We start from the raw sequence: 26,338 nt of genomic DNA, 5'->3' as shown, positions 1-26,338 counted from the left end.
TGATCGCCGCCTCATCCGGCTATGTGTTTCGAATTTGAAAGAAGTGCTACTGTCTACGCATGACGGAAAGCCTGGACGCCAGCCGGCTGGCTTGCTGGCGTGCCTACATCGAGTCGAGTCAGCGGCTGCTCACCCGCCTGGAGGAGGACCTCCGGGCAACCAGTGAGCTGAGCTTCGCCGACTACCACGTCCTGGTCCTGCTCTCCGAAGTCCCCGGTCAGCGCCTCCGGATGGGAGAGTTGGCCAGCCGCCTGATCTTCTCGCCGAGTCGGCTGACCTACCAGATCTCCGCCATGGAGCGCCGAGGGCTGGTCGCCCGACAGTCCTGTCCCGGGGACCGCCGAGGCAGCGAGGCGGTGCTGACCGCTGCCGGTCTGCTCGCGTTACGCGAGGCCGCCCCGCACCACCTCGCGTCGGTGCGTACCCATCTTATGGACGACCTCGACGATGCGGAGGTGGCCTGCCTGACCCGGGTCTTCGACCGGCTCGGCCGGCGACTCGGTGCCCCCACCACCCCAGCTTCCGACTCTTCCCACCGCTAGGAGCAACCGCCATGCCTGCTGTCACCGTGCAAGACGTCCTGGTCCTGCCCCGGCTGCCGCAATTGGACCCGACGACCACCAACTACCGTCCTGTGACGCGGGTGAGCACCGCGCCCAGCGGCTACGAGGGCGAGGGTTTCCCGGTTCGCCGCGCCTTCGCCGGGGTGCCGATGCGGGAACTCGACCCGTTCATCCACCTCGACCAGATGGGCGAGGTCGACTATGCGCCGGGTGAGCCCAAGGGCACCGCCTGGCATCCACACCGGGGCTTCGAGACGGTCACCTACATCATCGACGGCATCTTCGACCACCAGGACTCGCATGGTGGCGGCGGCACGATCACCAACGGCGACACCCAGTGGATGACAGCCGGTAGTGGTTTGTTGCACATCGAGGCACCGCCGGAGCATCTGGTGATGAGTGGTGGACTGTTCCACGGCCTGCAACTCTGGGTCAACCTGCCCAAGGTGGCCAAGATGAGCCCGCCGCGCTATCAGGACATCCGAGGCAAGGAATCCGCCCTGCTGACCACCCCGGACGGCGGTGCCCTGATCCGGGTGATCGCCGGGGAGATCGCCGGCCACCAGGGGCCTGGCTCCACCCACACCCCGATCACGATCAGCCACGTCACCGTCCAGCCCGGTGCGGAGGTGGAGCTGCCCTGGCGTTCCGACTTCAACGCGCTGCTCTACGTACTCGGCGGGCGCGGTACGGTCGGCACCGACCGGCGGCCGGTGCGCACCGGTCAGCTCGCCGTACACGGACCGGGTGACGCCCTGCGCTTCACCGCTGACCGCCAGCAGGACAGCCGCACCCCGGAGCTGGACCTCTACATCATGGGTGGGGAGCCGATCCGGGAGCCGGTGGCCCACTACGGTCCGTTCGTGATGAACACCCGGGACGAGCTGATGAAGGCATTCGAGGACTACCAGGCCGGCCGGCTGGGCGTCGTCCCCGCCGCCCGGGTGCCACACACGGACGGTCGATCGTCACGCCCGTGAGGACGCCCGGCTGGTCGTCGCGGACGTGTCCGTTGACGATGTGCCGACATGGGCAGGCAGGTGCCCGGGCGTGATCCGCCCGGGCACCTGTTCGTTCGTGCGCGATCGCCGCTTTCGTTCCACGCATCGCAGAACTAGCGAGCTAGTGCGCGGTTGGCGCGGCCTGCCAGTTCATTCGGGTCATCAGCTGCCGGGCCTGGTCGGCGAAGTCCGTGTCGACGGTGACCGCGTACTGGCCCGCCCGAAGTGAACTGGTCGAGGAGAAGTCCCGCTGACCGCCGGTCATGGCGTGGGCGATGGCACCGAAGACCGCCCCCCACACGGCACCGATCAGCAGGGCGATGATGATGACCGCGAACCAGTTCACCGTGGCGAAGATCCCGAACAGCAGGCCGATGAACAGGCCGAACCAGGCACCGGTGGCCGCACCGGCCAAGGCCGCCTTTACGGTCGTCATCCGCCCCAGCACCGTCTCCACCAGGGTCAGGTTGGTGCCGATGATGGCGGTGCGCTCCACGGGAAACTTGTTGTCCGCCAGGAAGTCCACCGTGCGCTGGGCGGATGGGTAGTCAGGATAGGACGCCATGGTGACCGTGGGACGACCCAGGTGTAGGCCACCGTCACCACTGGGCATTGAGGGTTGACCGCCCGGTCCGGGTGGCAGGTTAGTCCCACCCGGCATGCCCGGCATACTCGGCCAGGCCGTACTCGAAGTCGAGGGTGTGGTCATTATCTGCCTCCTTCGTCAACAGCCTGGATTCCCCACCCCGGCCCCGTGGTAACCCCCGCCGCTTCGGCGCGACCCGCCCCCGCCGCCCGCCCGGCCCCGCCCGCCCGGCCCGCCCGGGTGTTAGGAAGGGCCCCTTCCTATGCAAAATGCGATAGGAAGGGGCCCTTCCTAACACCTAACGCGGGAGCAGCATTTCGAACCAGACGGTCGATCCGCGCACAGTCGGGTCCGTACCCCACGCGTCGCTGAGCTGTTCGATCAGTCCAAGTCCCCGACCCCGGCTGCTGAGTGTGTCGGTACGTGCCCGGGTCACCGTTCCCCGGGTACCGGTGTCCGCCACCGACACCAACAGCCGCTCTGGACTCAGATCGATTTCCACCCGGGCTGCCGTACCGGCATGCAGCAGGGCGTTCGTGGCCAACTCGCTCGCACACAGCACCGCCGCGCCGATTATCGGCTCGGGCACCTGCCAGGCGGTGAGCTGGGCGGTCATCCACCGCCGCACCCGGCCCGGGGCGGTCGGCTCCGCCGGTACCGCCATCGATGCCGACCGGCTGGGCGTCACCGCGTGCTCCACCGCGAGCACCGCCACGTCGTCCTCCGTCGTACCGGGCACCGCCGAGGTGGCCACCGCGCAGAGCGTACGGGGATCACCGCCGGTCGCCGCCGCGAGCGCCGTGGACAGCAGCCCCAGCCCGTCGGACAGGTCCCGGTTACGGCGTTCGACCACCCCGTCGCTGAAGAGCAGGAGGGTGTCGCCGGGAAGGAAGTCGACGGTGGTGGTGTTCCGTCGACCGTCCAGGCCCAACGGCACACCAGGCAGCACCGGGAGGTACGCGGCGGCGGGCGGTTTTCCGGGGTTGCCCCGACGCAGCAGCGGGGCGGGATGTCCGGCACTGGCCAGGGTCAGTTCGTTGGCTGCGGGGTCGATCACGCCGTACACCACGGTCACGAAGAGTTCGTCGCTGTGTGCCTCGGCACCCAGGCTGGTCACCAACCGGTCGAGCCCACAGAGGACGATCGCGGGGTCCGGCTCACCGAGGGCGAGGGCCCGCAGTGCGGCCCGTACCTGCCCCATCAGGGCGGCGGCTCGTACGTCGTGGCCGGCGACGTCGCCGAGGACCACGGCGAGCTGTCCGCCCGGCAGTGCGAACGCATCGTAGAAGTCACCGCCGGCGGCGTTGCCGTCCACGCCGGGGGCGTAGCGGGCCGCCAGCCGTAGTCGGGGCAGGTCCGGCAGGTTCTCCGGCAGCATGCTGCGCTGAAGCAGTTGCGCCGTGCCGTGCTGGGTCTCGAAGCGTCGGGCCCGCTCGGCGGCCTGTGCCACCAATTCCGCCCAGGCCGAGAGCAGTGCCCGTTCGGCCGGTAGCCACGGGGCCGGGGTCTGGTAGCCGAGGGTGAGTGCGCCGCGCAGAGACGGGGTACGCAGTGGCAGTGTGGCGAGCGCGCGTACCTTCTCGTCGTGGCGGTCGGTCGCGGTGTCCCGCAGTGGCTGCCCGTCACTGGTGAAGCTGGGTACGCCGTCGCGGGCGGTCAGGACCAGCGGGGTGGGGGAGTCGGTCGGGTACCGGCGCCACAGTGGTGGCAGGCGCTCGTCGGCCTCGTCGAGTACGTCGCCACGGACCCGGCGGACCAGTCGCCAGCCTGTGCCGTCGTCGACGCCGAAGCCGACCTGGTCGGCGTTGAGGGAGTTGGCGGCGTGCCGTAGCGCCACCCGGGCGACGTCGTCGAGGGTCACGGTGCCGGCCAACGCCGAGGTCAACTCGCTCAGGCTCTGTAGCTGCTGGGTCATCTGCGCCGTTTCGGCGGCCACGGTCAGGACGCCGATGATGCGGCCGGTGTCGTCGCGTACCGCGCAGTGTCCCCGTACGAAGGTCGCCTGATCGGCGAGACCGGTGGCACTGCGGGTGAGCGGTAGCGAAGTTTCCCGTTCCAGGAATGGTTCTCCGGTGCGGTAGACCTGCTGGATGATGTCGCCGACCGCCCGTGCTCGCCAGGTCGTGGCGAACACCTGGGTGGCCGGCTGTGCGAACGCGGCTGGATGTTGGGGGCCGAGCAGTGCGGCGCAGCAGTCGTTGTAGATCAGCGCCAGGTCGTCGCCATAGGCCAGCGCCATCGCTACTGGCGACGAGAGTACGAGGTCGACGACGGCGCGCAGGGTGGAGTCCCACAACTTCCGGGGGCCGAGGGGGGTTTCCGACCATCGATAGTCATCGTCCGATGGGGGTGGGGCGCCCGGCGAGGAGGAACTGCCGGACGGCCCGATCGGTGCTGCGGGGCCTCGCCCAACCGTGCCTGGCATGTCAGCAGCCTAACTGGCGGGATGATGCCCCATGTTGATCAATGAGTGGATTGCCCTGATCGCCCCGGTCAACGCGTCTCTGCGGATACGTGTTCGGTTCCGCTGAGACATTTCGGAGGGCGAGCCTGGTTGGTTCCCGGAGCGAGGGGTATGCGGCGTCGGCTGGTCAATGCGTCAAGGGGGACGATCATGCCCGAAACTCTCGCGGCCGGGCAGGCCGACATCGGGAGCACGTTGATGGACATGTGGCGGACGGTGCTGCTGTTCATCCCACGCGCGATTGCGTTCATCGCGATTCTGGTTGTCGGGTGGATAGTCGCGCGCTTCGTAATGAAGATTGTGGACAAAGCGCTGGAACGGGTCGGGTTCGATCGCGCCGTGCAACGCGGCGGTGTCGGGCGGGCCATGGAACGCACCCGGTACGACGCCAGTGACATCCTCGCCAAACTTGCCTACTACGCGATTCTGCTGTTCACCTTGCAGTTCGCCTTCGGCATCTGGGGTCCCAATGCGATCAGTGACCTGATCCGGGGTGTGGTGTCCTGGTTGCCCCGCGCCTTCGTCGCCATCGTGATCGTTGTCGTGGCCGCCGCTATCGCCAGCGCCGTACGTGATCTCATCACCGGCGCGTTGGGTGGACTATCCTACGGCCGACTACTGGCGAACATCGCGTCGATCTTCATTGTCGCGCTCGGTGTGATCGCCGCACTGAACCAGGTGGGCATCGCCACCACGGTCACCACACCGGTCCTCATCGCGGTGCTCGCCACGGTAGCCGGGATTCTCGTCGTCGGCGTCGGTGGTGGTCTGGTCCGGCCGATGCAGCAGCGCTGGGAAGGTTGGCTTCAGCGGGCTGCCAACGAGTCGCAGACGATCCGGGAACGCAACCAGGCGTACTCGGCCGGTCGTGGGGATGTCGAACGTCAGATGGCCGACCGGGCGACCCAGGTGATACCGCGTACCGAGGAACCGGCAGGGATGCCCGGTGGGGGCGGTGCCAGACACGACCAGCCGGGCACCGGCAATCGCTGACCAGCCGAGCCGGTAACCGCTGACCAGCCGAGCACCGGCAACCGCTGACCAGACGACGGCAGCACCGCAAGCGTTGAGCCGCGGACGGCACCACGCGGACGCCCTCGATCCAGTCCGGATCGAGGGCGTCCGCGTGTAATTCCATATCCGCGTAAATCCGCCTAGTGCCGAAATCCCGCGTCCGTGCCCGAAATCCGTGCCCGTGCCGAAATGTCAGTGGCGTCGGGCGCGTGGCGCAGTTCCAGACCGCTGGGCCAGCTCACAGACCGCCAGCAGTCGCAGCAGCATCCAGTCGGCGTCGGCCCAGTCGATCGGGTCGGCCGGCACCTGCCATTCGCTCTCAGCGGCAGCCTCCCGTACCCCCTCGGCGTAGCCGGCCAGCCGCACCGCGCCGATCGGCCGCCGGTCGCCATCGAGACTGTCCCGAATGCTGGCGGCATGCTGGTCGACGGCGGCCTGTAGGCCCGGCCACCGAGCTGCGGCGGCCAACCCGGAGGTGCCCACCGAGGCCATCAGCTCGGCGAGTGCGGCCTGGGCGGAGCTGTTGACGGTACGGGTACTGATACGGGCGGTCTTGCCGCTGAAAGGTCGGTTCATGACGGTGGCTGGGTTATTCGACGGGACGTGCGTCGGCCGGGCGGCGACGACGTGCGTCGTCGGCGATGATGACGGTCGCCACCATCAACGCCACGCAGACGCTGAAGAACCACGAGTCGTCACTGAGCAGTAGGGCGGAGAGGGGAGCCTGGAGAGCGGTCAGCAGGAAGCCGAGCCAGGCCCAGCGGCGTTGACGCGCGGAGAGGAAGCCGGAACCCTGATGCATCCCGAAAGTCTGCCTCCGGATTCGGCCGGTTGCCGTCAGCCGATCGGACGAATCTGACTGCTCTGTCCGGGTTGGTAGCGCTAAGCGGCAAGTGAGACCCCTCACGGCATTGCGCCGATGGAAGTCGCGGGTAGCACGATCAGCGTTGGCAGGGCACCGGTTGGTCCGGGAGGATCAACGATCATGCGAACCCCGCAGACTCGTGTCTCCCTGCTCATCCTGGCGTACCTGGCCTTTGTCAGCCTCGGCCTTCCAGATGGTCTGATCGGCGTTGGCTGGCCATCGATCCGGTCGGATTTCGCGGTGCCCACCGAGGCGGTCGGTCTGCTGCTCGTCGCCCTTACCGCCGGCTATCTGACCTCCAGCATCGCCGCGGGCTTCAGCATCGCCCGGCTGGGGGTGGGCTGGCTGCTGGCCGGCAGCACCGCGTTGGCCAGCCTTGCCCTGACCGGGTACGCCCTGACCCCCGGCCTGCTCGTCATGATCGGTTTCGCCGTGCTGTTGGGGCTCGGCTCCGGCGCGATCGACTCCGGGCTCAACGCGTATGCCGCCAGTGCCTTCGGACCCCGGCACATGAACTGGCTGCACGCGTTCTTCGGGCTCGGCGTCGCGCTCGGACCACTGATCATGACCTCGGCGATCAGCAGCGGTCTCGCCTGGCGTTGGGGCTACGGAGTGGTGGCCATCGCCCAGGCGGCACTGGCGTTGGCCTTCGTGTTCGCCGTACGGGCTTGGGCACCACCCAAAACGGCAACGCCCGGCGACACCAGGGTGGTTTCCGCGCCTCGGGCCCGGGACACCCTGCGGCTACCCGCGGTCTGGTTCGGGGTGCTGGCCTTCGCCGCGTACGTCTCGATCGAACTGGGGGCCGGGCTCTGGGCGTTCCTGCTGCTCACCGAGGGCCGGGGGATGGGGGCGACGGCAGCCGGGCTCTGCGTGTCGGGCTACTACGGCAGCCTCTTCCTCGGCCGGGTCATCCAGGGCCTGGTGGCCGAGCGGGTGGGAAGCGCCCGGGTGCTCTGGTGGAGCATGCTCGGGATCACGTTCGGCGCGGTACTCGTCGCGCTACCCGGACCGGGCTGGGTGGCCGTCGTCGGCCTGGCCATCGTCGGGTTCGGGGCCGCGCCGGTATTTCCGCTGCTCACCCTGACCACCGCCGAGCGGGTGGGGCCAGGCCACGCCAACCGGGCCATCGGGCTACAGATCGGTGTCGCCGGTGTCGCCGGCGCGCTCGTACCGGGCGGGATAGGAGTGTTGATCAGCCGGATCGACGTCGAGGTGCTGGGACCGGCTCTGCTGGCACTCTCGCTGCTGCTCCTGCTCGCCGTCTACGCCGCATCGAACCGGCGAGCCGGCCCTCGGCGGCAGCCGTAACCCCCGAGGCGACCGTAAACACCGGGGGTGGCCGGCCGTAGCACCCTGGTCGTCGTCAGTGCGGGCCGGTGCGGCCCGTGGTGGAAGGTCGGTACGCCCGCTGGTCGTCGGTCATCTCTCGCCCCTTGCCGGTCCGATCCGGTCGTTCGTCGGCGGCTTCCGGCCCATGACCGAATGCGGACTCCGCCCCGGCATCGTTGCCGGTGAAGTCGTCGACCTCACCGTCGGCTGCCGGGCTCGCCATCGCGCGTTCCAGTTCGCTGAGTGGGAGTCGTTCCTCGTCGCGCCACACCGCGCCATCGTTGTTGGTCATGTCCGTTGCGGTACCCGGACGGAATCTTGGCAAACAAGCCGACGGTGGCCGGTGGAGGAAGTCTCCACCGGCCACCGGTCGTGCTGTCGGATCCGGTCGTGCTGTCGGATCGTCGAACTGCCGTCAGTGATGCTGCTCGACCTTGCCGCGCCAGGCTCCGGTCTCGACGCCGCGACCCTCGATGAACTCCTTGAACCGCTTGAGGTCGGCCTTGGCTCGACGGTCCACCATGCCGAGCTTCTCGCCGGCCTTCTCTGCCATGCCGTGCGGTTCCATCTCCATCTGCACGGTGACGCGGGTGTGGTTGTCGTCGAGCCGGTGAAAGGTGACCACCCCGGCGTTGTTCGTGCCGTCGGTGGACTTCCAAGCCACCCGCTCATCAGGGATCTGCTCGGTGATCCGCGCGTCGAACTCACGCCTGACGCCAGCGATCTCCACCTTCCAGTGCGTCATGGTGTCGGAGATCTGCTGAACCTGCTCGACCCCCTCCATGAACTGGGGGAACTCCTCGAACTGGGTCCACTGGTCGTACGCGGTACGCACCGGCACCGCAACGTCCACAGATTCGGTTACCCCACTCATTGGTTCCTCCTTCGTCCGCCAGTCCGACCGGGGTGATCGGACCGGCCTCGGTTGGTTGTTACCCCCCGTGGCGGTGTCCCTACCAGCGCTGGGTCTCGTTCTCGTGGCCCAGCGCGGCCCACACCTCGGAAACCGTCTGGTACTCGACGCCTGAGGGCAGGCGGGCAAGGTCGGCGAGGAGATCCTCGGGAGCCTCGTTCTCCTGCGCGTTACGCCACAGGCTCTCCCGGTCTCCAGGCAACGCGGAGAGGCTGATGAACCGCCCCAGCCGGCTGCGCTGCTCGACCTCCAGCGGAGTCATGCCCCACGGGGCACCGCTGCGGGTCTCGGTGTTGATGACGCTGGTTGCATCCGGTTGGTCCTCGCCGGCCGGTTCGGACTGGCGCCACTCCTCGGCTCGCGAGCCGGTGGTGCCCTGCACCGTGCCGCTGACCTCCCGGCTCATCTCGTCATCGAGCCGCGGTCCGTGCTTGCTGTTACCCCGTTCCATGTCTATTGCCCTACCCTCCGGTAGTCCGGGTAAACACCTCTCCGGTCCGACCCGCCCGATTCAGGACGCGGGCGGCTCCTTCGCCTCCTTCGGCTGTAGCACCGGTTCCTCCGGGTCTTCGACACCGGCCTGAATGGCCCGTCCCCGTTGCAACTCGGCGTTGATTTCGACGCCCAACAACAGGGCACAGCAGGACAGATAGAGCCAGACCAGGAAGACGATGATGGCGGCGAGACTGCCGTAGGTCACGTCGTAGGAGGCGAAGTTCGCCACGTACAGGCCGAAGCCGTACGAGACGACTCCCCAGGAGATCAGGGCCACCAGACCGCCGATGGTGAGCCAGCGGAACCGGGGCTGCCGGACGTTGGGCGCGATCCAGAACAGCAGCGAGAGCAGCAGCATCATGATGGCTACCAGTAGCGGCCACTTGGCAATCGTCCAGGCCGTCCGGGGCGCGTCGCCGAGGGAGAGCGCATCGCCGACCGCGTCGGTGACCGGCCCGCTGACGATCAGCAGGGTGGCCACCACCGCCATCAGGATCAGGCCAACGGCGGTCATGCCGAGTTGCAGCGGGCGCAACTTGTAGAACGGACGCCCCTCCTTGATGCCGTAGATCGCGTTGGAGGCCCGGGTGAACGCCCCGACGAATCCGGAGGCGGACCAGAGGGCACCGATGAGACCGAAGCTGAGCAGCACCTTGGCGGAACTCTGCTGGGTGACCACCTCTTTGATGGCGCTGGTGAAGCCCTCACTCGCCACCACCGAACCGGCGCCGACGTCCCGGCCCAGGTCGACGATGGTGTCGATCGTCTGTTCCCCGTTGGAGACCAGACCGACCAGCGCCACGATCACGATGGCGGAGGGAAACAGCGCCAGTACGCCGTAGTAGGTGAGCGCGGCGGCCCAGTCGGCGCAGTTGTCGTCCGAGAAACTCTTGACGCTGCGCACCAGCACGCCACGCCAGGTGGACCAGCGCAACTGCCGTAACCGACGCGGAAGGTGCTGCCGCCAGGCATCACCCGCCGTGCTGGGACCCGCCTCGTGTGCCATTTCCGCTCCCCTCGCCCAGGCGGGGGTGTGACCCGCGACAACGCCGTACCCCAGGGATGAACCGGACAAACACCCTGCTAGCGGTTTGCCGGTGGCGGCTGAGGGAACGGGTCAAGACAGGACCGATGGAGTCGGCATGGAAACGGAGGAGATGAGCATGCCTGGTCGCGAGTCACTACCGAGCACCGTGCAGCGCTCCCCGAAGAAGGCCCAGGACACCTGGGTCAAGACGCACGACTCGGCCGTCGAAACCTACGGCGAGGGTGAACGGTCGCACCGGACTGCCTTCGCGTCGTTGAAGCACTCGTTCGAGAAGGTTGGCGACCATTGGGAGCCGAAGGGACGTAAGGGGCCCAGCGACGCCCAGGCGGCCGGCGGTGGTCCGGCCCGGCGTACCCCCACCGCAGGCGGGGTGGACGCCAACGCCAGCAAGGACCATCTGATGGACGTCGCCAAGAAACTGGATGTCAAGGGACGCTCCCGGATGAACAAGTCCGAGCTGGTCAGTGCGATAGAAAAGGCCAACACCAGGGCCACCGCGAAGGCGCGCGGCCGCTAGACCCATGGGGTACGCCCCAAAGCCGGTCGGGCGCTACTCACCAGCGCCCGACCGGGCCGCCCGGGGCACCGAGGTGCACCACCTTCGCGACGGTCAGTTCGTCGAGCAGCTCCGGGCCGTACCCGAAGCCCTGGCCGCTGCCTCGGCGCGGGTGCGCGGCACCACCGGGTGCCCCACCGAAGACCGCGTTGATTTTCACCGTCCCCACCGGCAACTCCCGCCAGGCCCGCTGTGCGTTGCTCATCGAGCCGGTCAGTACGGTCGCCGCCAGCCCGTATGTCGACCGGGCCGCCCGGGACAGTGCCTCGTCGAACGAGTCCACGGTCAGCACCGGGGCGACCGGGCCGAACGTCTCCTCCCGCATCACCGCCATCCCGTCGCAGCAGTCGGCGAGCACTGTGGCCGGGTAGAACGCCCCGGGCCCGTCCTGAATTGTCCCGCCGCAACGCAGCTGCGCGCCATCGGCCACCGCCGCCTGGACCTGGGCGGCCACGTGTTCCCGGTGCCGCCGGTCGACCAGCGGCCCGAGGTCGGTGGCCGGATCCCGGCCCGATCCCATCCGCATCGCCTCGGCCCGCCGCACCAGCGCGTCGAGGAACGGCTCGGCCACCGCCCGATGTACGTAGATCCGCTCGACCGAGACGCAGAGCTGGCCGGAGTTGGCGAACGCCCCCAATGCGGCCTGTTCCGCCGCCCACTCCGGGTCGACGTCGGCATCCACGATCATCGGGTCACTGCCGCCGTTCTCCAGCACCGCCTTGGCGTACGTGCCGACGCAGGCGGCGGCGATGGCCCGGCCGGTGGTGGTGGAACCGACGTGGGCCACCACGTCCACCTCCTGCGCGGCGAGTCGCGCCCCCACCTGGCCGTCCCCGGTGAGCAGGGTCAGCACGCCGGGTGGCAGGTGCTCGTCCAGTAGTCGGGCCAGCAGCCAACCGGTGGCGGGGGCGCGTTCGCTGGGCTTGTAGACGACGACGTTGCCGGTGGCCAGGGCCGCGCCGAGCAGGCCACAGGAGACCGCCACCGGATCGTTCCACGGCGTGATCACCGCCACCACACCCCGAGGCTGTACGGCTATCAGGTCGATCGCCTCCGGAGCACCGGCCAGGGCCCGGCCCCGGTGTAGTGGCCCCAACTCGGCGTACTGTCGCAGGGTCCCGACGGCGGCCTCGACGCTGGCCCGAGCTGCCCCGATCGGCCGCCCCATCTCGGCGGTCTGCACCGTGGCGAGCTGGTCGATCGCCGCCTCCACGGCGTTCGCCGCCCGATGCAGGATCGCGCCGCGCTCGGCCGCCGCCGTACCGGCCCAACTCGGGGCAACCGTACGGGCGGCCTTGACTGCTGCCGCCACGGCCGCCTCACTGGCTATCGGGACGCGGCTGACCGGGGAGTCGTCAGCGGGGTCGACCACCACGAACTGGCCCGCGTCCCCGTCGGCCCCCCACGCACCGCCGATGAGCTGTCGTACCTCGTACATGCGGCGCTGGATGCCCCGGTCTGGCCGGAACAAACACCTTTCCGCCCGGTGGGTGGGGTGCTCGCGAGGCGCGAACCGGCGGATGGTCCGGGGGCCAGGCGGCGCGAACCGGCGCGAACTTTACGCCGAGGCGGCCGCCGTGGAGGTCGCCTTCGGCAGTACGACGCTGGAGACGGCCGACTTTTTGTCGTCGCCCATGCAGCCGTTGAGGAAGTCGTCCTCCTTGACCCGTACGACCTTGCCGTCCGGGTTGTCGAAGATGAGTTCGTCGCCGTCGCGCCCGATCAGCAGCATCCACTCCTGGGAATCGCCCTCGCCGATGCGCACCGGAACGCTGTGCCCCTTGTCGACCGCGTCCACCGAATCCTTGAGGGCGGTCTTCACCGACTCACTGTCGCTGCGGTCGACCTCGCGCGCCCCGTACGACGTGCCGAGTTCGGATGAGTGCTTGTTGAGCCCGTCGGCCATGCCTTCGGGGTTCTCGGTTGCCATGTCCGCCCAGTACGGGTTGGCCTTGGCGCTGATTCCCCCGGTCGAGCCGTCGGTCGGCGTCTGCGACTGGTCTGTGGTGTTGCCGTTCTGGCTGGTGTTGTTGCCGGTGGCGCTGCCATCCTGACCGGTTTCGTTGCCGCTCTTACCGGTGTTGTTCGCGTCCGAGGGGTTGGAGCCACCAGGCTGAGAGCTTGCCGGGTCTGTGGAGCCACCGGGGGTCTGACCGGGTTGCTGAGCTTGCTGGCCCTGGTCGTTGGCGTTCTGGTTGGTGGCGTTCGGGTCGTTGGCGTTCTGGTTGTTGTTGTTCTCGTCGGTGGAGGTCGGCTTGACGACCGGAGTGATGAGGTTCGGCTGGTTGGCGAGCCACTCTGGGCTCTTGTTCTTGATCTGCTCGGCGAACTTCCCCACCGCGTCCAGGCTGTGGCCATTGGCAAACGCCTTGAGCAGGTAGGCCTGATGCTCCGGCGTGGGTGCGGCGGACAGCAGGGCGCTGAGGCGCGCATTCTCCTCGGGGGACAGGTTCTTTCGTAGATCGGCTGCCTTCTTGGCCTCCGCCTCGGTGAGAATTGTCTTGAACTTGCCGCCCTTGGTGGCGATCGCCAGCAGCACCGCGTTCGCCGCACCCATGTTTTCGAACCGTTGTGCGACGGCGCGCCGTTGCACTTCCTCAAGTTCCTTGATGAGCTTGTCGGCGGCCTTCAGGCTGCGCTGGTATACCTGCTGGTTGAGGTTGAACAGGTTGAGTGCCCGTTTCGCCAGATTTGGCAGCTCTTCCCGGTCAGTGGCTGCTGCTATCTCGTTGTATACGGCTCGGAGCCGCTCGTTACGGTCCTCATGGTCACGCCGGATATCCCTGACCGTATCGGCGTGTTCGCGCAAGGCTTTCGCGGCCATCCTCATCGCCGGTTGGGTCCGGTCCATGAGCTTGCCTGTGGCACTGACGACCTCGCGAGCTGACAACCCGGCCGAGCTCTCCCACAATTCGGGCAGCCGCTTCCGGGCGATTCGCTCAACGTTATCCACGAGATCTTCGACCTGCTTGCCAAGCCGGCCGAAGGGCTTCGCGAGATCCTCCAGTTGATTGGGGCGGCCCGGCGGGGTGACCAGCACACCTACAACGTTGTAGATGGCGGTCAGCATGGCATTCCGCCCGGTGGTCAGGTTCGGTTTGGCGGATTTCAGCTCTTCGGACTGAGCCTCAATGATCTTGATGATTTCCTTGATTTGGGCCTCGGTCGCCACGGCTACAACAACTCCTGCCCAAGAGCCCGTGTCCCCGACTGCTCGGTCTCGTCGTAGGTGTTGGCGGCTCGCTCCAGGCCGTCGTTCACCAGCGCAAGAGCTTCCATGTAGACGCCGATTTCGTCGAACCACGCATCCTGCATGCGCTGGTAGGCCTGGTTCGCCTCGCGTAGGCCCAGCGCCTGCTCTGGATCGTTGGTCTCGCCAGCCCAGGCACCGCGCGCGTCGGTGAGCTTGTTGGTGACTCCATCCGACTCCGCAATGGCCTTGCGTAGCTCCGGCAAGCTCAGCGAGATACTCTCGCCATCCTGTGGCATCGGCCGCGGTGAAACGTCCTGCTGCACGCCGGTTTCGGGATCCGGGGTGCGCGCTTGTCGCGTTTGGACTGACTCCACGCTGGCACGGTAGCGTACCTGGCCCTGCTCGGGTAGTACGACGGCTGGCGATATTTGTGCTGCGACGTTAACTGCTATTACGTAGAAGGATTCCCATCTGCCTGTGATTTGACAGATTCAGTGGGTGAATGCCTTTCTGTCTGGTTTCGCGCTGAGCCTGGCCGCGTTTCATCGTCAGGAGCCGCGAGGTTCGTGGCCATTGCGATGACAGCGGGAACTAGCCGACGGTAACGTGTTGATCGCGCGAAGTGCTCCTCGTTCGAGGGGCGGTGGTAACCCTCGTCAGCTATCTGTCGCGATGGGTCGAAGTGTGCCGTGGACCTCTCCCGAGGCCGGCCAATACGCGTCAAAGCATCTACCCGGAGCGGGATTCGGAGGTCCCATGTCGTTGATTCGTCGTATCTTCAGCCCTCGGGCTCTCGCCACGCTCGGTGCGGCAGTGCCGGCGTCGCTCGCGATCCTCGTCGACGCCAGCCCGGCGCACGCGATCAGTCATACCGAGGCCACCGCCCGGCTTCAGGCCGCAGGCATCTCATGGGCCTCCAGTGGAGGTTGTAGCGATCGGGATGTGCCCACCTGTACGTCGTTTGAGGGCATCCGGCCCGCCACGATTACTGGCATCATTACGTTCAAGCAGGTCAGCGGGTGTGCCATCACCATCACGGGCGGCACCGAAACCGGTCACGCGGGCACCGGCTACAGCCACTCGAACGGCTACAAAGTGGACGTCAGGTTGACCGCCTGCGTGCAGAACCACGTTGCCAACCACTACACCTACCTCGGCCACATCGCCGGATTCGGCCACCAGTACAAGTCCCGGGCGGGCAACCTCTACACCAGAGAGAGCACCCACTGGGACATCCTCTACTACACCTGCGGCTGCTGACTGGGTCACCATGCCCGCGACGGGTCCGGCCGAGAGCCAGGCCCGTCGCGGTACGACGAACAACTGCGCAGCCAGCGCCAGCTATGCCGACGGGGCCTCGCTCTCGGCAGACGTACGGGAGGAAAGCGCCTCGGCGATCGCGGCGAACTCGCGCAACGCGGCCTCCAGGTCTTCCACGATCTCCTGAGCGATCACCTCCGGCGGCAGCAGCGCGTCAGCGTCCTCCAGGGAGGCGTCCTTGAGCCAGGTGATGTCCAGGTTCACCTTGTCCCGGGCGATCAGCTCGTCATAGTCGAACGCCCGGAACCGCTCGGTCTCGACCCGCTCACTGCGATCCTTGCCAGGCAGATAGCAGTCGACGAAGTCCTGTAGGTGCTCGCGACGTAGCGGATTCTGCTTCAACGTGAAGTGCTGGTTGGTGCGGAAGTCGTACACCCAGAGCTTGCTGGTCCAGGGCTCCTCGCGGGCCTGCTTCCGTTCGAAGAACAGCACGTTGGCCTTGACCCCGCCGGCATAGAAGATGCCGGTGGGCAGGCGCAACATGGTGTGCAGGTCGTACTGCTTGAGCAGCCGGCGGCGAATCACCTCGCCGGCACCGCCCTCGAAGAGCACGTTGTCCGGCAGGACCACCGCCGCCCGGCCGTCGATCTCCAGCAGCGAGGCGATGTGCTGTACGAAGTTGAGCTGCTTGTTGGCGGTGGTGGCCCAGAAGTCGTCGCGTTCGATCTCCCGGTCCTCGCGGGTGGCCTTGCCGCTCTCGCTGACCATCCGGACCGACGAGCTGCGCCCAAACGGCGGGTTGGCCAGCACCAGGCTCATCCGTCGCGCCGGCTTCTTGCCCAACGCGTCCTCCACCGCGATCAGCGACTTGCCGTTGGGCAGGCCGATGCCGTGCAGCAGCATGTTCATCGCCGCCAGCCGGGCCGTACCGTCGACCAGTTCGGTGCCGGTGATCGCCCCCCGGGCCAGCCGCTGCCGCTGGTCTGGTGTGAGCGCGTCGCCGTGGTGGCGCTGGATATGGTCGTACGCGGCGAGCAGAAAACCCCCGGTGCCGCAGGCCGGGTCGGTGATCGTGTCGTCCGGCGTCGGCAGCATGCAGTCGACCATCGCCGTGGTCAACGCACGCGGGGTGAAGTATTGCCCGGCCCCCGACTTGGCGTCCTCGGCCCCCTTGGCCAGCAGTTCCTCATAGGCGTCACCCTTGACGTCGACCCCGGCCTGCGACCACTGCTCCTTGTCGATCAGGTCGACGATCAGCCGCTTCAGCTTCGCCGGGTCCTGGATCTTGTTCTGCGCCTTGCGGAAGATAGTGCCGAGGGTGTCGTCCTGCCGGGCCAACTCGGTGAGAATCCGCCGGTACTGCGCCTCCAGCGCCTCACCCTCGGCGTCCAGCAGGGTCTGCCAGCCCAACTCCTCGGGCACGATCTGCTCCGGCTTGAACGACCGGTTGGCCCGCTCATGGGCCATCTTGAGGAACAGCAGGAAGGTCAGCTGCTCGACATAGTCGATAGTGGACACCCCGTCGTCGCGGAGCACGTCGCAGTAGTTCCACAGCTTCTGCACGAGCCGTCGCGAATCCACGTTGCTCACAGCGGCAACTCTCCCTGCTGGTAGTTGTCGCCGGTCACCCTGGTCGGCGGTGCCGGCAGCTCTTTCCGGGTACGACTCGCGCGCGTGCGCTGCTTCGGGATGCTGGCCGCCCGCTCGGCCCTGATCCGCGCCAACAACTCCGACGCCGGCTCATCATTCGGATCCTGCGCCACCAACCGCCCCGCAAACGCCTCTCGCAAGACGGAATTGCGCAACTGTTCCGCAGTAGCGAGGTGGCTGGAAAGGATTCCAGCGGCTGCAATATGTGAGAGCAGTCTATCCAAGGTGGCCGTAATCTTTTTTTGTTCGGTTATCGGCGGTACGGGAAGGGGGAGTTCGCGACATGTGGACAGGGCGATGTTGAATTGGCCGGCTGTGGCTCGTGCTGTCTTTTGCAGTAGCCCCAGAATTAGTGGAGATTGTAGTGTTAACGCTAGCCAAGCGGGGGTGATACTAGGGCCTGCCCTGAATGAGACGATTGCTTGGTTTATGTTCCACTCCCCGTGGGAGTTGGGCACAACGGCAGTCTTGCCAAGGGGTGGGCCTACGATATTTGTTAGAACGTCTCCCGGTTCAACTCGGGAGCGGCGTAGTGCGCCATTATGGGTGGAGCGATCGACGAAGGTGGGGCGAATGGAGAAATCGATGGTGCCGTTGCTCGTGATGTTGTACACCTTCAGAAAAGGGATGTCACCTTTGCCTGGGTGCATTAACTGGGCGGGAGGTGTGCTGCCGCAAACAATTGAGCTGCAAACCTCCTTTGCTGTGCGCCACTTCCAACCGCTTGGAAGGGCGGGCAATGCCGAGTAGCTGAACCTTGTCTCATCTTTGCCCTCCACCTCTGACAGGCACCCGAGTGGGTCGACTGCAGTGAGAGAATGGGTCAGTGTGCCTCTAGCGGCGCTATCAATACATGACTTCCGGAGTGTCGAAGTGCGTTTTGCGCTAGTCACCACAAGGGCGACTGCGGCATCGAGGCGGGAGAGGTGGTCTTCGAGGGTGGCGACGATGCGGCGCTGCTCGGCGAGTGGGGGTAGCAGTATTGGAATCTTAACCATCGCTGCTTGCGTTAGCTTGAGTCGTGTTGTTCCGTTTGCATAGCCGCGATAGTTGAAATGGTTGAGATAGTGGTAGAGGTATTGGCGGCCGATGCTTGGTTGGGCTCGGAGCACGTGGGCGTGGTTGTTGACCCAAGCGGGTCCAGAGATGGTGTAGGCCTTGGGCTTATTGGGGTCGAAGAATTGAACTCCGTCCTCGCCCAGTAGTACGAGATCTTCGTCGAAGATGTGCGAATCGATATAGCCTACCTGTCCGGTGGCGCCATAGTAGGGCACGTGGCCCGTTCGGCTGGCCCGTTCTTTAGCACTTACCGGAACGCGCATATTGTCGAGCACATCAACGAGTTCACCCAAGGGTGCGATAACCCAGCCGGGGGGAAGATCGGTCACGCGGAAAGCTCCTGGTTCAACTCGGTGAGGAGGGGTTCGGCGCGGTTGCCGAAGGTGTGGGCGTACCCGTCGATGCCGCCGCGTTCGGTGAAGGGTGCGCCGTCCAGGTCGTCGGGGGTGATCTCGACGCTGACCGCGATCACGTCCTTGATCCTCTCCAGCCACCAGACCTGGTCGGCCGTGAACGTGGCACCCGCCTGCTCCTGTTGCAGCAGCCACCCATGGAAGCGTTCGTCGACCATACTCCTATATGGACGTAGCTCCTGATCGACGCCCAACTCGTACCGGATGAGGCTGATCAGGTCGGTGACCCCGCGACTTCCGGGCATTTCCGACGTACGACCAAGCAGGACGTACGCCTTCCAGAGCGATTCGGGTGTCCAGGCCTGCGGCGGTCGGGCGATCCGGGCGGCCAGCTCCTTGAGCTGGTCGTAGCCGATCCGGCCCTTGCCCTCATAGAAGACCTGCAACGCGGTGATCTCGTCACGGTGCTGGTCGAGATAGTCGTGCCAGCTCGTCACCGTGACCTGGGCACGCTCCTCGGGCGGTACGCCGGCAGCCGACAGCAGGGTGTCGGCGTTCACCTCGTCGTAGGTGATGTCGTGGGCGCGCCGGATTTCCAGAATGCGCTCACGCAGCTCGGGTTTCTCGGCCAGGGGCCGGAGCGCACCGGCCACCAGCTTGCGTACGGCCTCCGGCCCGGCTTCCTTCGCCGGGTTCAGCTTCTCGGGCGAGACCGCCTCGACCAGCCCGCGCACGATCTCGTTCAACGGCTGCCCGGCGACCTCGGTCAACTCGGCGCGTTCCGTGTCGGTGAGCTGCTGGTTGAGCCGGGACAACCGGGAGGCGAGCGTGGCGACCTCGTCCGGGGAGGCGGTCACCATACCGGCCTTGCGGAGCAGGTCCCGCAGGGAGATCTGCCGTTCGCTGTGTCGTTGCAGCGGGACAGCCTCGTCCAAATCCGCCTCGGTGACCCCGACCGCGTCCACGATGACGAATCGGTCCTTGACCTGCGCATCCGGGGTGACCGCCTGGAAGTCGGCGCTGTCGATGGTGCGGGCACCCCGGCCCTTCATCTGCTCGAAGTAGGTGGCGCTGCGCACCGGCCGCAGGAAGAAGACGCACTCCAGCGGCTTGACGTCGGTGCCGGTGGCGATCATGTCGACGGTGACGGCGATCCGCAGCTCCGGACTGTTGCGGAAGGCTTGCAGCAGGCTGTCCGGGTTGTCGCCGTCCCGCCGCGAGGCGTAGGTGATCTTCGCGGCGAAGTCGTTGCCGCGAGCGAACACCGATCGCGCCATCTTGACGATCTCTTCGGCGTGGTTGTCGTCGCACGCGAAGATCAGCGTTTTGGGCACCGCCGAACGGCCCGGGAAGATCTCGCTGAAGAGCCGGTCCCGGAAGGTTTCCAACACCAGCTTGAGCTGGCCCTTGGAGATCACCGATCGGCCGAGCTGGCTGCCGGCGTACGTGAAGTCGTCCTCCAGCTCCTGGTAGCGCTCGGCCCGGGTACGGCGATCGCGTCGCGGTACGACCGTGCCGGCCTCGATCGTGGCCCCGGATTCGGTGGTCTGCGTCTTGATCCGGTAGACGTCGAAGTTGACGTTCACCCCGTCGGCAATGGCCTGCTCATAGGTGTATTCCGAGACCAGGTTCTGCTGGAAGAAGCCCAGCGTCTGCTTCACCGGAGTGGCGGTGAGCCCCACCACGAACGCGTCGAAGTATTCGATCACCGCCCGCCACTTGCCGTAGATCGACCGGTGGCACTCGTCGACCACGATCAGGTCGAACGTCTCCGGCGGGATCTGCGGGTTGTAGCTGACCAGCGCCGCCTCATCCAGCTCGTAGTCGTCGTACGCCCGGTCGTCCACGTCGACATCGGGCAGCTCCTGACCGCGTAGCGCGGCATAGAGCCGCTGGATCGTGGAGATGACCACCGACGACGAGTCGAGCATGCCCGCCCCGGCCAGCCGATCCACGTTGTAGAGCTCGGTGAACTTCCGGCCGTCGTCCGGCGTCTGGTAGCCCGCGTATTCGCGGAGCGCCTGCTTACCGAGGTTGTTGCGGTCGACCAGGAACAGGATCCGGTTGGCGCGGGCGTGTTTGAGCAGCCGATAGTTGGCGGTGACGGCGGCGAAGGTCTTGCCCGCGCCGGTCGCCATCTGGATCAGCGAGCGCGGCCGGTCCTCGGCCAGCGACTTTTCCAGACCCCGGACCGCCTCGATCTGCGCCCGACGCAGGCCGGTCTCGTCGAGCTCCGGCATCTGCCGCAGTCGGGCGCGCAGCGTCGGGGCAGCTGGATCCTCGTCGGCCTCCCGCATCCACCGGGCCAGCGTCTCCGGTCGGTGGAAGGCAAAGACCTCCCGGGTACGCGGCACCGGGTCGAGTCGGTTGACGAACGCCGTCTCCACTCCCGTCGCGACGTAGCCGAAGGGCAGGGGAGCAGCCCGCCGCCAGGCCGCGAACCGTTGCTCCGCCGTCAGCCCCTTGAGGTAACGGTCGAGTTGGGCCTCGACACCGCGCGGGGCGGTGCCGGTCCGCTTCGCCTCGATGATGCCGACCAGCCGCTGGTTGATGTAGAGCAGGTAGTCGGCTCGCCCGGTCGCCAGGGTCACCTCCCGTACGGCGACGCCCGTCCCGGCGTACAGGTTGAGCTGGTTTTCGTCCTGGACCACCCAGCCGGCGGCCACCAACTGGCGGTCGATCTCCTCGCGGGTCTGCCACTCGTTGAGCGGCCCGTGCGAGGCGCGGCGGGCGCGGGCAATGAACTCCTCCCGCGATTTTGCCGAGACCTTGGCCGGCTTCTGGTTGTTCAGCTCCCGATGGGTCGCCTCCACCTCGGGTTCCAGGATGGCGACCAGCTCCGCGGTGGTGTCCCGCCGGGCGGCCGAGTCGAGTACGGCTCGTTCCGCAGCCGCGGACGCTTCGGCCTGCGCCTGGGCGAGGGATGCCTTGCCGGCCAGCAGTAGTTTGTTGTCGGCGAGCTCCTGCTTGTATTGCCGAATTTCGGCCTGGAGGGCGTCAACGATGCTTTGTGGCACCTGCTGCGCTGGCGGCGTCGGCGGCACGAAACCGATCGGTTTCTGGTCGCCGGTGAGCGCTCGATGGAACCAGACTCCCAGCTCGAAGCAGGTGCGCAACGATTCGAGCGCCGCCCGGATCTCGCCCAGATGATCGTGTACGGCCCGGTTGCCCACATCGCGTAGCCGGTTGAAGGCGGCATAGATGTTCGGGGTCAGCGTGCCGTCGGCGTAGAGGGTCTGGACGCGGTGGAAGAAGGTGTTGCCGCTCGGGTTGGCGCTCGTGCGCCGGATGAGGTCCTTGGCGAGCTCGTCACCGAATGTCCGCGTTTTGAACAGCGCCGATTGAGCATCCACATAGACCAGTAGTTCCGCGCCAGCGCCATACCAGACGAGTAACGGGTGCTGGATCAAGAAACCGAAGTTGGCGGACTGCTCCGCCAAACGTCGTACCTGCCGAGGATCCACGACTCTCCAGGGTCTGTAGCAGCCAGAAGAACGCTACAGAATATCGGAGATGAACGATCTTGCAAGTTGCCAGCGTGCGGCCGGAATCTGCCGCATTCTTCGACGTCACAAGGGATCTGGACCGCAACATTCCCTAGTAGACGGCAGTTGCCTCGACTGTCAGTTGTACGACAGCGTCCAGTCTGCCGAGCAGCTGAGTGGCCCATAGGGGCACTTCTAGGTTCACCTTCCGGTGACCTCTTTGCTCGTGGACGAGCGCACAGGGGCATCCAATACTCGGCCTACGGCGAAAGTGTCGTAACGGAGCCCATCCTGGGGGTGCGACGTGAAGGCACCGGCCGAGGACCTGGGGGCCGAACGGGAACGGCTACGCGCCGCAGGCGTATCTCCTATTGAGCAGGAAGCGGCGAGCCCGCGTACCAATGTGGATCTCGACGCGCACGCGGCCGGCGCTGCCGTGCGGGGTGCTCCGGCGCGGACGCTGAGTCCGGCTGTCGCGCAGCGGTTGCAGGCAGCGGCCGGCAACCGTGCGGTGACGGGTCTGCTCGCGCAGCGACGCGCCGGGCCGGTACGCGCGGCTCGTGCGCCGGCGAAGGGCGGCTCCGCCACAGGTACGCCCTCCGCCACAGGTACGCCGTCCGCCCAGCGTGCGTCCTCCGATGTCGGTGCTGGCGCTGACGTCTCGGCTGGTTCGGGAGCTTCCGCGTTTGCTTCCCCCGCACCCCAACCGACGATGCTTGTGCAGCGGTTGGCGGCTGGAGCGGAGGCACCGCCGGCCGAGGCTCGCGCGCCGGCGTCTGGCGATCCGAAGTTCGCGGCGTTGCAGTCGGATGTGCGGGCGAAGCAGAAGGTGATGTCGGCGCATCCGCCGGCCGCGTCGGAAGCCGGTAAGGCGCAGGGTGCGGCGAAGCCTCCGTCTGATGACAAGGAGGCCCAGGGGAAGACCGCGAACGCGGAGAAGATGAATGCCGCGAAGCCGGGTGGGTTCGACAAGGCTGCGTTCGTTACGGCGGTGAACGAGGCGATCGCCGCGCAGGCGCCGAAGAATTTGGACGAGGCGGACAAGTTCGGGGAGTCGGGGAAGGCCGACGCGGTCAAGGGCCAGGTCCAGGGCCAGGTCACCTCGGGAAAGCAGCAGTCGGCGTCCGCGATCGAATCGACAACGAAGGCGGAGCCCGACACGTCGGCGGCGAAGGAGAAGACAGTCACGCCGTTGGTGGCGGATCGGCCACCGGGTGTGCCGGGCACGCCGGATCCGTCGAAGGCGGTGCCGGACAAGGCCCCGGCTGCGGCGACGGACTTCTCCGCTGGGCCGGCGCAGGTCGATCAGCAGATGGCGGATGCGCAGGTCACCGAAGACCAGCTCGCCAAGTCGAACGAGCCGGAGTTCACCGGGGCGTTGAAGGAGAAGAAAGCCGGCGAACAGCATGCCGCCACCGCGCCCGGACAGGTGCGGGCAGCCGAGACGCAAACCCTGGCCGGGGCGAAAGCGTCGGCGGGCGCGGCGGGTGCGGCAGCGATGACTGCCCTGGCGGCCGACCGTAAGCAGGTCGGGCAGGCGGTCGGTGAGGGTAAGGAGTCTGCGAAGGGCTCGGACGAGTCGAACCGGGCGCAGGTCACCGCCGTCTTGCAGAAGGTGTTCGACGCGACGAAGAAGGACGTCGAGGGCATCCTCACCGGCCTGGACAAGAAGGTCGACGACGCCTTCAGCAAGGGTGAGAAGGCCGCGCGGGATGCGTTCACCGCTGATCACAAGCGGCGGATGGACGACTACAAGGACAAACGCTACTCGGGGCTGATCGGCAAGGGCCGGTGGATCAAGGACAAGTTCGCCGGGCTTCCCGAAGAAGCGAACCAGATCTTCGTCACCGCCCGTAAGGGTTACGTCGACCGGATGCAGCAGGTCATCTCCGGCGTGGCGGACATTATCGGCGCGGAACTGACGAGGGCGAAGCAGCGGATCGCCGCTGGCCGGGACCAGCTCCAAGCTGAGGTCAAGAAACTCCCGGCCGACCTACAGGCCATCGGTAAACAAGCCGCCGGCCAGTTCGCGGGCAAGTTCGACGAGTTGACCGAGTCGGTCGACGCCAAGGGCAAGGAACTCGTCAACACCCTGGCGACGAAGTACAACGAGGCGTTGAAATCGGTGGACGAGGAGATCGCCGCCGAGAAGGAGAAGAACAAGGGCCTGGTCGCCAAGGCCATCGACGCGGTCGGCGGCGTGATCAAAACGATCATGCAGCTCAAGGACATGCTCCTCGGCGTCCTCGCCAAGGCCGCTCAGGCCGTCATGGCGATTATCAAGGACCCCATCGGCTTCCTCGGCAACCTCGTCACGGCGGTCGGCGCAGGACTGAAGGCGTTCATCGCGAACATCGGTGAACACCTGAAGAAGGGCCTCGTTGGCTGGCTCACCGGTGCGATGGCCGGCGCTGGCCTGGAGCTGCCGGCGAAGTTCGACCTGCGCGGCATCATCCTCATGATTGCCTCGCTGTTGGGGCTGACCTGGAACGCCCTGCGTGCCCGGATCGTGCAGCGCGGCGTCCCCGAGCAGGCTATGGGCGCCGTAGAGAAGTCGGTACCGGTGGCGCAGAAACTGCAATCGCAGGGTGTCGCCGGGGTGACCGAGGAGATCAAGGAACAGGTCGGCGACCTGAAGGGCAACCTCTTCGGCAAGATCAGCGAATACCTGATCCCCACTATCCTCGTCGCCGGCATCACCTGGATCGTCAGCCTGCTCAACCCCGCATCCGCGTTCATCCGCGCCTGCAAGATGATCATCGACTTCGTCATGTTCATCGTCAACCAGGGCGCCCAGATCATCGAATTCGTCAACAGCGTCCTCGACGCGATCATCGCCATCGCGGGCGGCGGCGCAGGCGGCGTCCCCGCACTCATCGAGAAAGCCCTCGCCCGATCCGTCCCCGTCCTGATCGGCGCGCTCGCCGCCATCCTCGGCGTCGGCGGCATCGCCAACAAGGTCAAGAGCTTCTTCCAAGCCCTCGCCAAGCCGGTGAACAAGGCCGTCAACTGGATCGTTGACAAGATCGTCAACCTCGGGAAGAAACTCTGGGCCAAGCTCAAGGCGGCCGGTAGGAAGGTCAAGGACAAGTTCACCGGTAAGGACAAGGACAAAACAAAGGGCAAGGACGGTAAGAACGAGGCGGCCGCGCTCGCGGACGCGGACAAGGCACTCGCCAGGGCCGACTCCCACGAGGCAGCGGCGACCGGCGTCCGAGCCGTGGAACGCAAACATGCCGTCCCGCTTCATCTGGTCGTGGATTCCAAGACACCAGAGGGCGAGGTGGTGCACGTCCAGACGGCCCAGACGCCGCAGCACACCCTCCGCGATGAAAATCAGACGCGCGAGGAGATCAAGGCAGCGATGCGCGACAAGCACAACAACGAGCTCATCGAGCAGGTGCACCCCTACTGGTGGAACACCTACATCAGCAAGGTCCGAACAGGGCCCTTGCCAACCTCGCCACCCCTGTTCTCGTTGGCCGACCTCAAGGGCACGGACAGTGACGCACGGGCACTCACCCAGACGGACGGTTTCGTCCAGCCACTGGTCGACTACTTCAAGGGAAACCGGAAGACGGCAAATACGAGCGACTTCTACAGCCATGTGTTCGGCTCCCAGAGCCCCCAGCGGAAGGCATTCCTCCAGGCTCTCGGGTCAGCCGTTCCAGCACATCTGAAAGGGCTGGCCGCGAGCCGAGTGCCGGAGATCGCCGACGAGGCGTTCCGCACAAGCCTGGAGGAGGGCATCGCCCAACTCGGACCGGGTAGCTACAAGGTCGGCGTCTCGCCGTATGGACAGTTCGACCTGCCATCCCTGCGGCAGAAGGAACACTCGGACTACTACCCGGAGAACATCAATTTCGTCGTCGAGGGCGACACGACCACCACCACGTACACGACGCGGGCCGGCAAGAACTTCACCGTGGTAGAGAAGGGTAAGGACCGCTCGGAGTCGCTCAGTGTGACGGGCTACGACCTGAATCTGAAGCCCAGCGGCGCTCCGCGAGGCATCACGCAAAATTCACCCGGCTTCGTGGAGGGCGAAGAGTTCAACCGGGCACACGGCGTAGCCGACATGTTCGGCGGGTCCGGGTTCCGGGAAGGCCTGAACCTGGTGTCGACAAGCGACCATTACAACAAGCAGGTTCAGGGCACGGTGGAGAAGGACATCGCACTCAGGATCAAGGCGTTTGCCGTACTGCACGGCGTGGCAGAACAAGAAGTCTCCATGGATCTCACGGTCACCATCACGTTCGGCATGCTGGTCGGTGACATTCTCAAGGCCCGGGTCATGAGCCTGCCGTGGTACAAGGAGTCTGATCCGGAGGCGCAGCAGCGGTACGTGGCTCTCCTACAGACGGTCACCAATCCTCCGATCCGGAGGGCGGAGCAGACAAAGTACGAGTACGTTCTGAAAGCCGACGGCAATAGCCAGACCTACAGTCCGCCTCCGATCGGAGCCGACGAGTGGCTCTTCGTGAGAAAGAGTGAGAGCTGA

General features: G+C 66.4%; 21 protein-coding genes. 7 read left to right on the top strand and 14 right to left on the bottom strand.

The genetic code is table 11. From position 1 onward, the window contains the following. The first annotated feature begins 59 nt into the window (after window positions 1-59). On the top strand, window positions 60-542 hold the full coding sequence (locus tag ACWDV4_RS24095) for a MarR family winged helix-turn-helix transcriptional regulator (RefSeq protein ID WP_449982651.1): 483 nt from the start codon (window positions 60-62) through the stop codon (window positions 540-542). Between the two features lie 11 nt (window positions 543-553). Beyond that, complete coding sequence (locus ACWDV4_RS24090; protein ID WP_449982649.1) at window positions 554-1,543, top strand: pirin family protein; 990 nt, start codon at window positions 554-556, stop codon at window positions 1,541-1,543. 142 nt (window positions 1,544-1,685) lie between these two features. Here the strand turns inward: ACWDV4_RS24090 and ACWDV4_RS24085 are convergent, their stop codons facing one another. Both ACWDV4_RS24085 and ACWDV4_RS24080 read right to left on the bottom strand, forming a co-directional pair. Continuing rightward, window positions 1,686-2,273 carry a general stress protein gene (locus tag ACWDV4_RS24085; RefSeq protein WP_449982646.1) on the bottom strand — a complete coding sequence of 196 codons (588 nt, stop codon included), beginning with the start codon at window positions 2,271-2,273 and terminating at the stop codon, window positions 1,686-1,688. Window positions 2,274-2,448: 175 nt separating this feature from the next. Continuing rightward, on the bottom strand, window positions 2,449-4,575 hold the full coding sequence (locus tag ACWDV4_RS24080; protein WP_449982643.1) for an ATP-binding SpoIIE family protein phosphatase: 2,127 nt from the start codon (window positions 4,573-4,575) through the stop codon (window positions 2,449-2,451). Between the two features lie 189 nt (window positions 4,576-4,764). On the opposite strand from ACWDV4_RS24080, the gene ACWDV4_RS24075 reads away from it, so the two are divergent. Continuing rightward, a complete protein-coding gene (locus ACWDV4_RS24075; protein ID WP_449982640.1) occupies window positions 4,765-5,607 on the top strand; it encodes a membrane protein in 843 nt (280 codons plus the stop codon). A gap of 213 nt (window positions 5,608-5,820) precedes the next feature. On the opposite strand, the gene ACWDV4_RS24070 is transcribed toward ACWDV4_RS24075, so the two are convergent. Then, window positions 5,821-6,204, bottom strand: a complete 384-nt coding sequence (locus tag ACWDV4_RS24070) for a DUF6401 family natural product biosynthesis protein (protein WP_449982637.1) — start codon at window positions 6,202-6,204, stop codon at window positions 5,821-5,823. Window positions 6,205-6,217: 13 nt separating this feature from the next. Beyond that, window positions 6,218-6,430, bottom strand: coding sequence for a hypothetical protein (locus tag ACWDV4_RS24065; RefSeq protein ID WP_449982634.1), 213 nt, complete (start codon window positions 6,428-6,430; stop codon window positions 6,218-6,220). 183 nt (window positions 6,431-6,613) lie between these two features. Between ACWDV4_RS24065 and ACWDV4_RS24060 the strand changes: the two genes are divergently transcribed. Beyond that, on the top strand, window positions 6,614-7,804 hold the full coding sequence (locus tag ACWDV4_RS24060) for an MFS transporter (protein WP_449982632.1): 1,191 nt from the start codon (window positions 6,614-6,616) through the stop codon (window positions 7,802-7,804). 55 nt (window positions 7,805-7,859) lie between these two features. Here the strand turns inward: ACWDV4_RS24060 and ACWDV4_RS24055 are convergent, their stop codons facing one another. From ACWDV4_RS24055 to ACWDV4_RS24040, 4 genes are all read right to left on the bottom strand, one after another. Next, complete coding sequence (locus ACWDV4_RS24055; RefSeq protein ID WP_449982629.1) at window positions 7,860-8,117, bottom strand: hypothetical protein; 258 nt, start codon at window positions 8,115-8,117, stop codon at window positions 7,860-7,862. Window positions 8,118-8,240: 123 nt separating this feature from the next. After that, the gene (locus ACWDV4_RS24050) at window positions 8,241-8,699 is read right to left on the bottom strand and encodes an SRPBCC family protein (RefSeq protein ID WP_449982626.1); all 459 of its coding nucleotides are present in this window, start codon (window positions 8,697-8,699) and stop codon (window positions 8,241-8,243) included. A gap of 79 nt (window positions 8,700-8,778) precedes the next feature. Next, complete coding sequence (locus ACWDV4_RS24045) at window positions 8,779-9,189, bottom strand: DUF2795 domain-containing protein (RefSeq protein ID WP_449982623.1); 411 nt, start codon at window positions 9,187-9,189, stop codon at window positions 8,779-8,781. 60 nt (window positions 9,190-9,249) lie between these two features. Then, complete coding sequence (locus ACWDV4_RS24040; protein WP_449982620.1) at window positions 9,250-10,239, bottom strand: YihY/virulence factor BrkB family protein; 990 nt, start codon at window positions 10,237-10,239, stop codon at window positions 9,250-9,252. A 157-nt stretch (window positions 10,240-10,396) separates the two neighbouring features. Between ACWDV4_RS24040 and ACWDV4_RS24035 the strand changes: the two genes are divergently transcribed. Continuing rightward, window positions 10,397-10,798, top strand: a complete 402-nt coding sequence (locus ACWDV4_RS24035; RefSeq protein ID WP_449982676.1) for a ChaB family protein — start codon at window positions 10,397-10,399, stop codon at window positions 10,796-10,798. A gap of 37 nt (window positions 10,799-10,835) precedes the next feature. Here the strand turns inward: ACWDV4_RS24035 and ACWDV4_RS24030 are convergent, their stop codons facing one another. From ACWDV4_RS24030 to ACWDV4_RS24020, 3 genes are all read right to left on the bottom strand, one after another. After that, window positions 10,836-12,275: an aldehyde dehydrogenase family protein gene (locus ACWDV4_RS24030; RefSeq protein ID WP_449982674.1), complete on the bottom strand. Its 1,440-nt coding sequence runs from the start codon at window positions 12,273-12,275 to the stop codon at window positions 10,836-10,838. 120 nt (window positions 12,276-12,395) lie between these two features. Next, on the bottom strand, window positions 12,396-14,009 hold the full coding sequence (locus ACWDV4_RS24025; protein ID WP_449982617.1) for a hypothetical protein: 1,614 nt from the start codon (window positions 14,007-14,009) through the stop codon (window positions 12,396-12,398). 2 nt (window positions 14,010-14,011) lie between these two features. Then, on the bottom strand, window positions 14,012-14,404 hold the full coding sequence (locus ACWDV4_RS24020; RefSeq protein ID WP_449982615.1) for a hypothetical protein: 393 nt from the start codon (window positions 14,402-14,404) through the stop codon (window positions 14,012-14,014). A 382-nt stretch (window positions 14,405-14,786) separates the two neighbouring features. Between ACWDV4_RS24020 and ACWDV4_RS24015 the strand changes: the two genes are divergently transcribed. Continuing rightward, window positions 14,787-15,290, top strand: coding sequence for a hypothetical protein (locus ACWDV4_RS24015; RefSeq protein WP_449982612.1), 504 nt, complete (start codon window positions 14,787-14,789; stop codon window positions 15,288-15,290). Window positions 15,291-15,371: 81 nt separating this feature from the next. Here the strand turns inward: ACWDV4_RS24015 and ACWDV4_RS24010 are convergent, their stop codons facing one another. Genes ACWDV4_RS24010 through ACWDV4_RS24000 form a run of 3 tightly spaced genes read right to left on the bottom strand, consistent with a single transcriptional unit; the run spans window position 15,372 to window position 21,816 of the window. Then, window positions 15,372-16,880 carry an N-6 DNA methylase gene (locus tag ACWDV4_RS24010; RefSeq protein ID WP_449982610.1) on the bottom strand — a complete coding sequence of 503 codons (1,509 nt, stop codon included), beginning with the start codon at window positions 16,878-16,880 and terminating at the stop codon, window positions 15,372-15,374. Continuing rightward, window positions 16,877-18,328: a restriction endonuclease subunit S gene (locus tag ACWDV4_RS24005; protein WP_449982608.1), complete on the bottom strand. Its 1,452-nt coding sequence runs from the start codon at window positions 18,326-18,328 to the stop codon at window positions 16,877-16,879. The genes ACWDV4_RS24010 and ACWDV4_RS24005 overlap by 4 nt, the downstream gene beginning before the upstream one ends. Continuing rightward, window positions 18,325-21,816 (bottom strand): DEAD/DEAH box helicase family protein, encoded by a 3,492-nt coding sequence (locus ACWDV4_RS24000; RefSeq protein ID WP_449982605.1) that lies wholly within the window; start codon window positions 21,814-21,816, stop codon window positions 18,325-18,327. Before ACWDV4_RS24000 ends, ACWDV4_RS24005 begins: the two co-directional genes overlap by 4 nt. Before the next feature lie 325 nt (window positions 21,817-22,141). Between ACWDV4_RS24000 and ACWDV4_RS23995 the strand changes: the two genes are divergently transcribed. After that, window positions 22,142-26,338 carry a hypothetical protein gene (locus ACWDV4_RS23995; RefSeq protein WP_449982602.1) on the top strand — a complete coding sequence of 1,399 codons (4,197 nt, stop codon included), beginning with the start codon at window positions 22,142-22,144 and terminating at the stop codon, window positions 26,336-26,338.

The organism is Micromonospora sp. NPDC003197 (assembly GCF_053590565.1).
This window is presented reverse-complemented; position numbering and strand designations above follow the sequence as displayed.

Coding starts and splice junctions, on each gene's coding strand:
- ACWDV4_RS24060 (WP_449982632.1), top strand. CDS start 6,614: ATGCGAACCCCGCAGACTCGTGTCTCCCTGCTCATCCTGGCGTACCTG.
- ACWDV4_RS24075 (WP_449982640.1), top strand. CDS start 4,765: ATGCCCGAAACTCTCGCGGCCGGGCAGGCCGACATCGGGAGCACGTTG.
- ACWDV4_RS24035 (WP_449982676.1), top strand. CDS start 10,397: ATGCCTGGTCGCGAGTCACTACCGAGCACCGTGCAGCGCTCCCCGAAG.
- ACWDV4_RS24055 (WP_449982629.1), bottom strand. CDS start 8,117: ATGACCAACAACGATGGCGCGGTGTGGCGCGACGAGGAACGACTCCCA.
- ACWDV4_RS24090 (WP_449982649.1), top strand. CDS start 554: ATGCCTGCTGTCACCGTGCAAGACGTCCTGGTCCTGCCCCGGCTGCCG.
- ACWDV4_RS24040 (WP_449982620.1), bottom strand. CDS start 10,239: ATGGCACACGAGGCGGGTCCCAGCACGGCGGGTGATGCCTGGCGGCAG.
- ACWDV4_RS24030 (WP_449982674.1), bottom strand. CDS start 12,275: ATGTACGAGGTACGACAGCTCATCGGCGGTGCGTGGGGGGCCGACGGG.
- ACWDV4_RS24065 (WP_449982634.1), bottom strand. CDS start 6,430: ATGCATCAGGGTTCCGGCTTCCTCTCCGCGCGTCAACGCCGCTGGGCC.
- ACWDV4_RS24050 (WP_449982626.1), bottom strand. CDS start 8,699: ATGAGTGGGGTAACCGAATCTGTGGACGTTGCGGTGCCGGTGCGTACC.
- ACWDV4_RS24015 (WP_449982612.1), top strand. CDS start 14,787: ATGTCGTTGATTCGTCGTATCTTCAGCCCTCGGGCTCTCGCCACGCTC.
- ACWDV4_RS24045 (WP_449982623.1), bottom strand. CDS start 9,189: ATGGAACGGGGTAACAGCAAGCACGGACCGCGGCTCGATGACGAGATG.
- ACWDV4_RS24080 (WP_449982643.1), bottom strand. CDS start 4,575: ATGCCAGGCACGGTTGGGCGAGGCCCCGCAGCACCGATCGGGCCGTCC.
- ACWDV4_RS24070 (WP_449982637.1), bottom strand. CDS start 6,204: ATGAACCGACCTTTCAGCGGCAAGACCGCCCGTATCAGTACCCGTACC.
- ACWDV4_RS24095 (WP_449982651.1), top strand. CDS start 60: ATGACGGAAAGCCTGGACGCCAGCCGGCTGGCTTGCTGGCGTGCCTAC.
- ACWDV4_RS24085 (WP_449982646.1), bottom strand. CDS start 2,273: ATGACCACACCCTCGACTTCGAGTACGGCCTGGCCGAGTATGCCGGGC.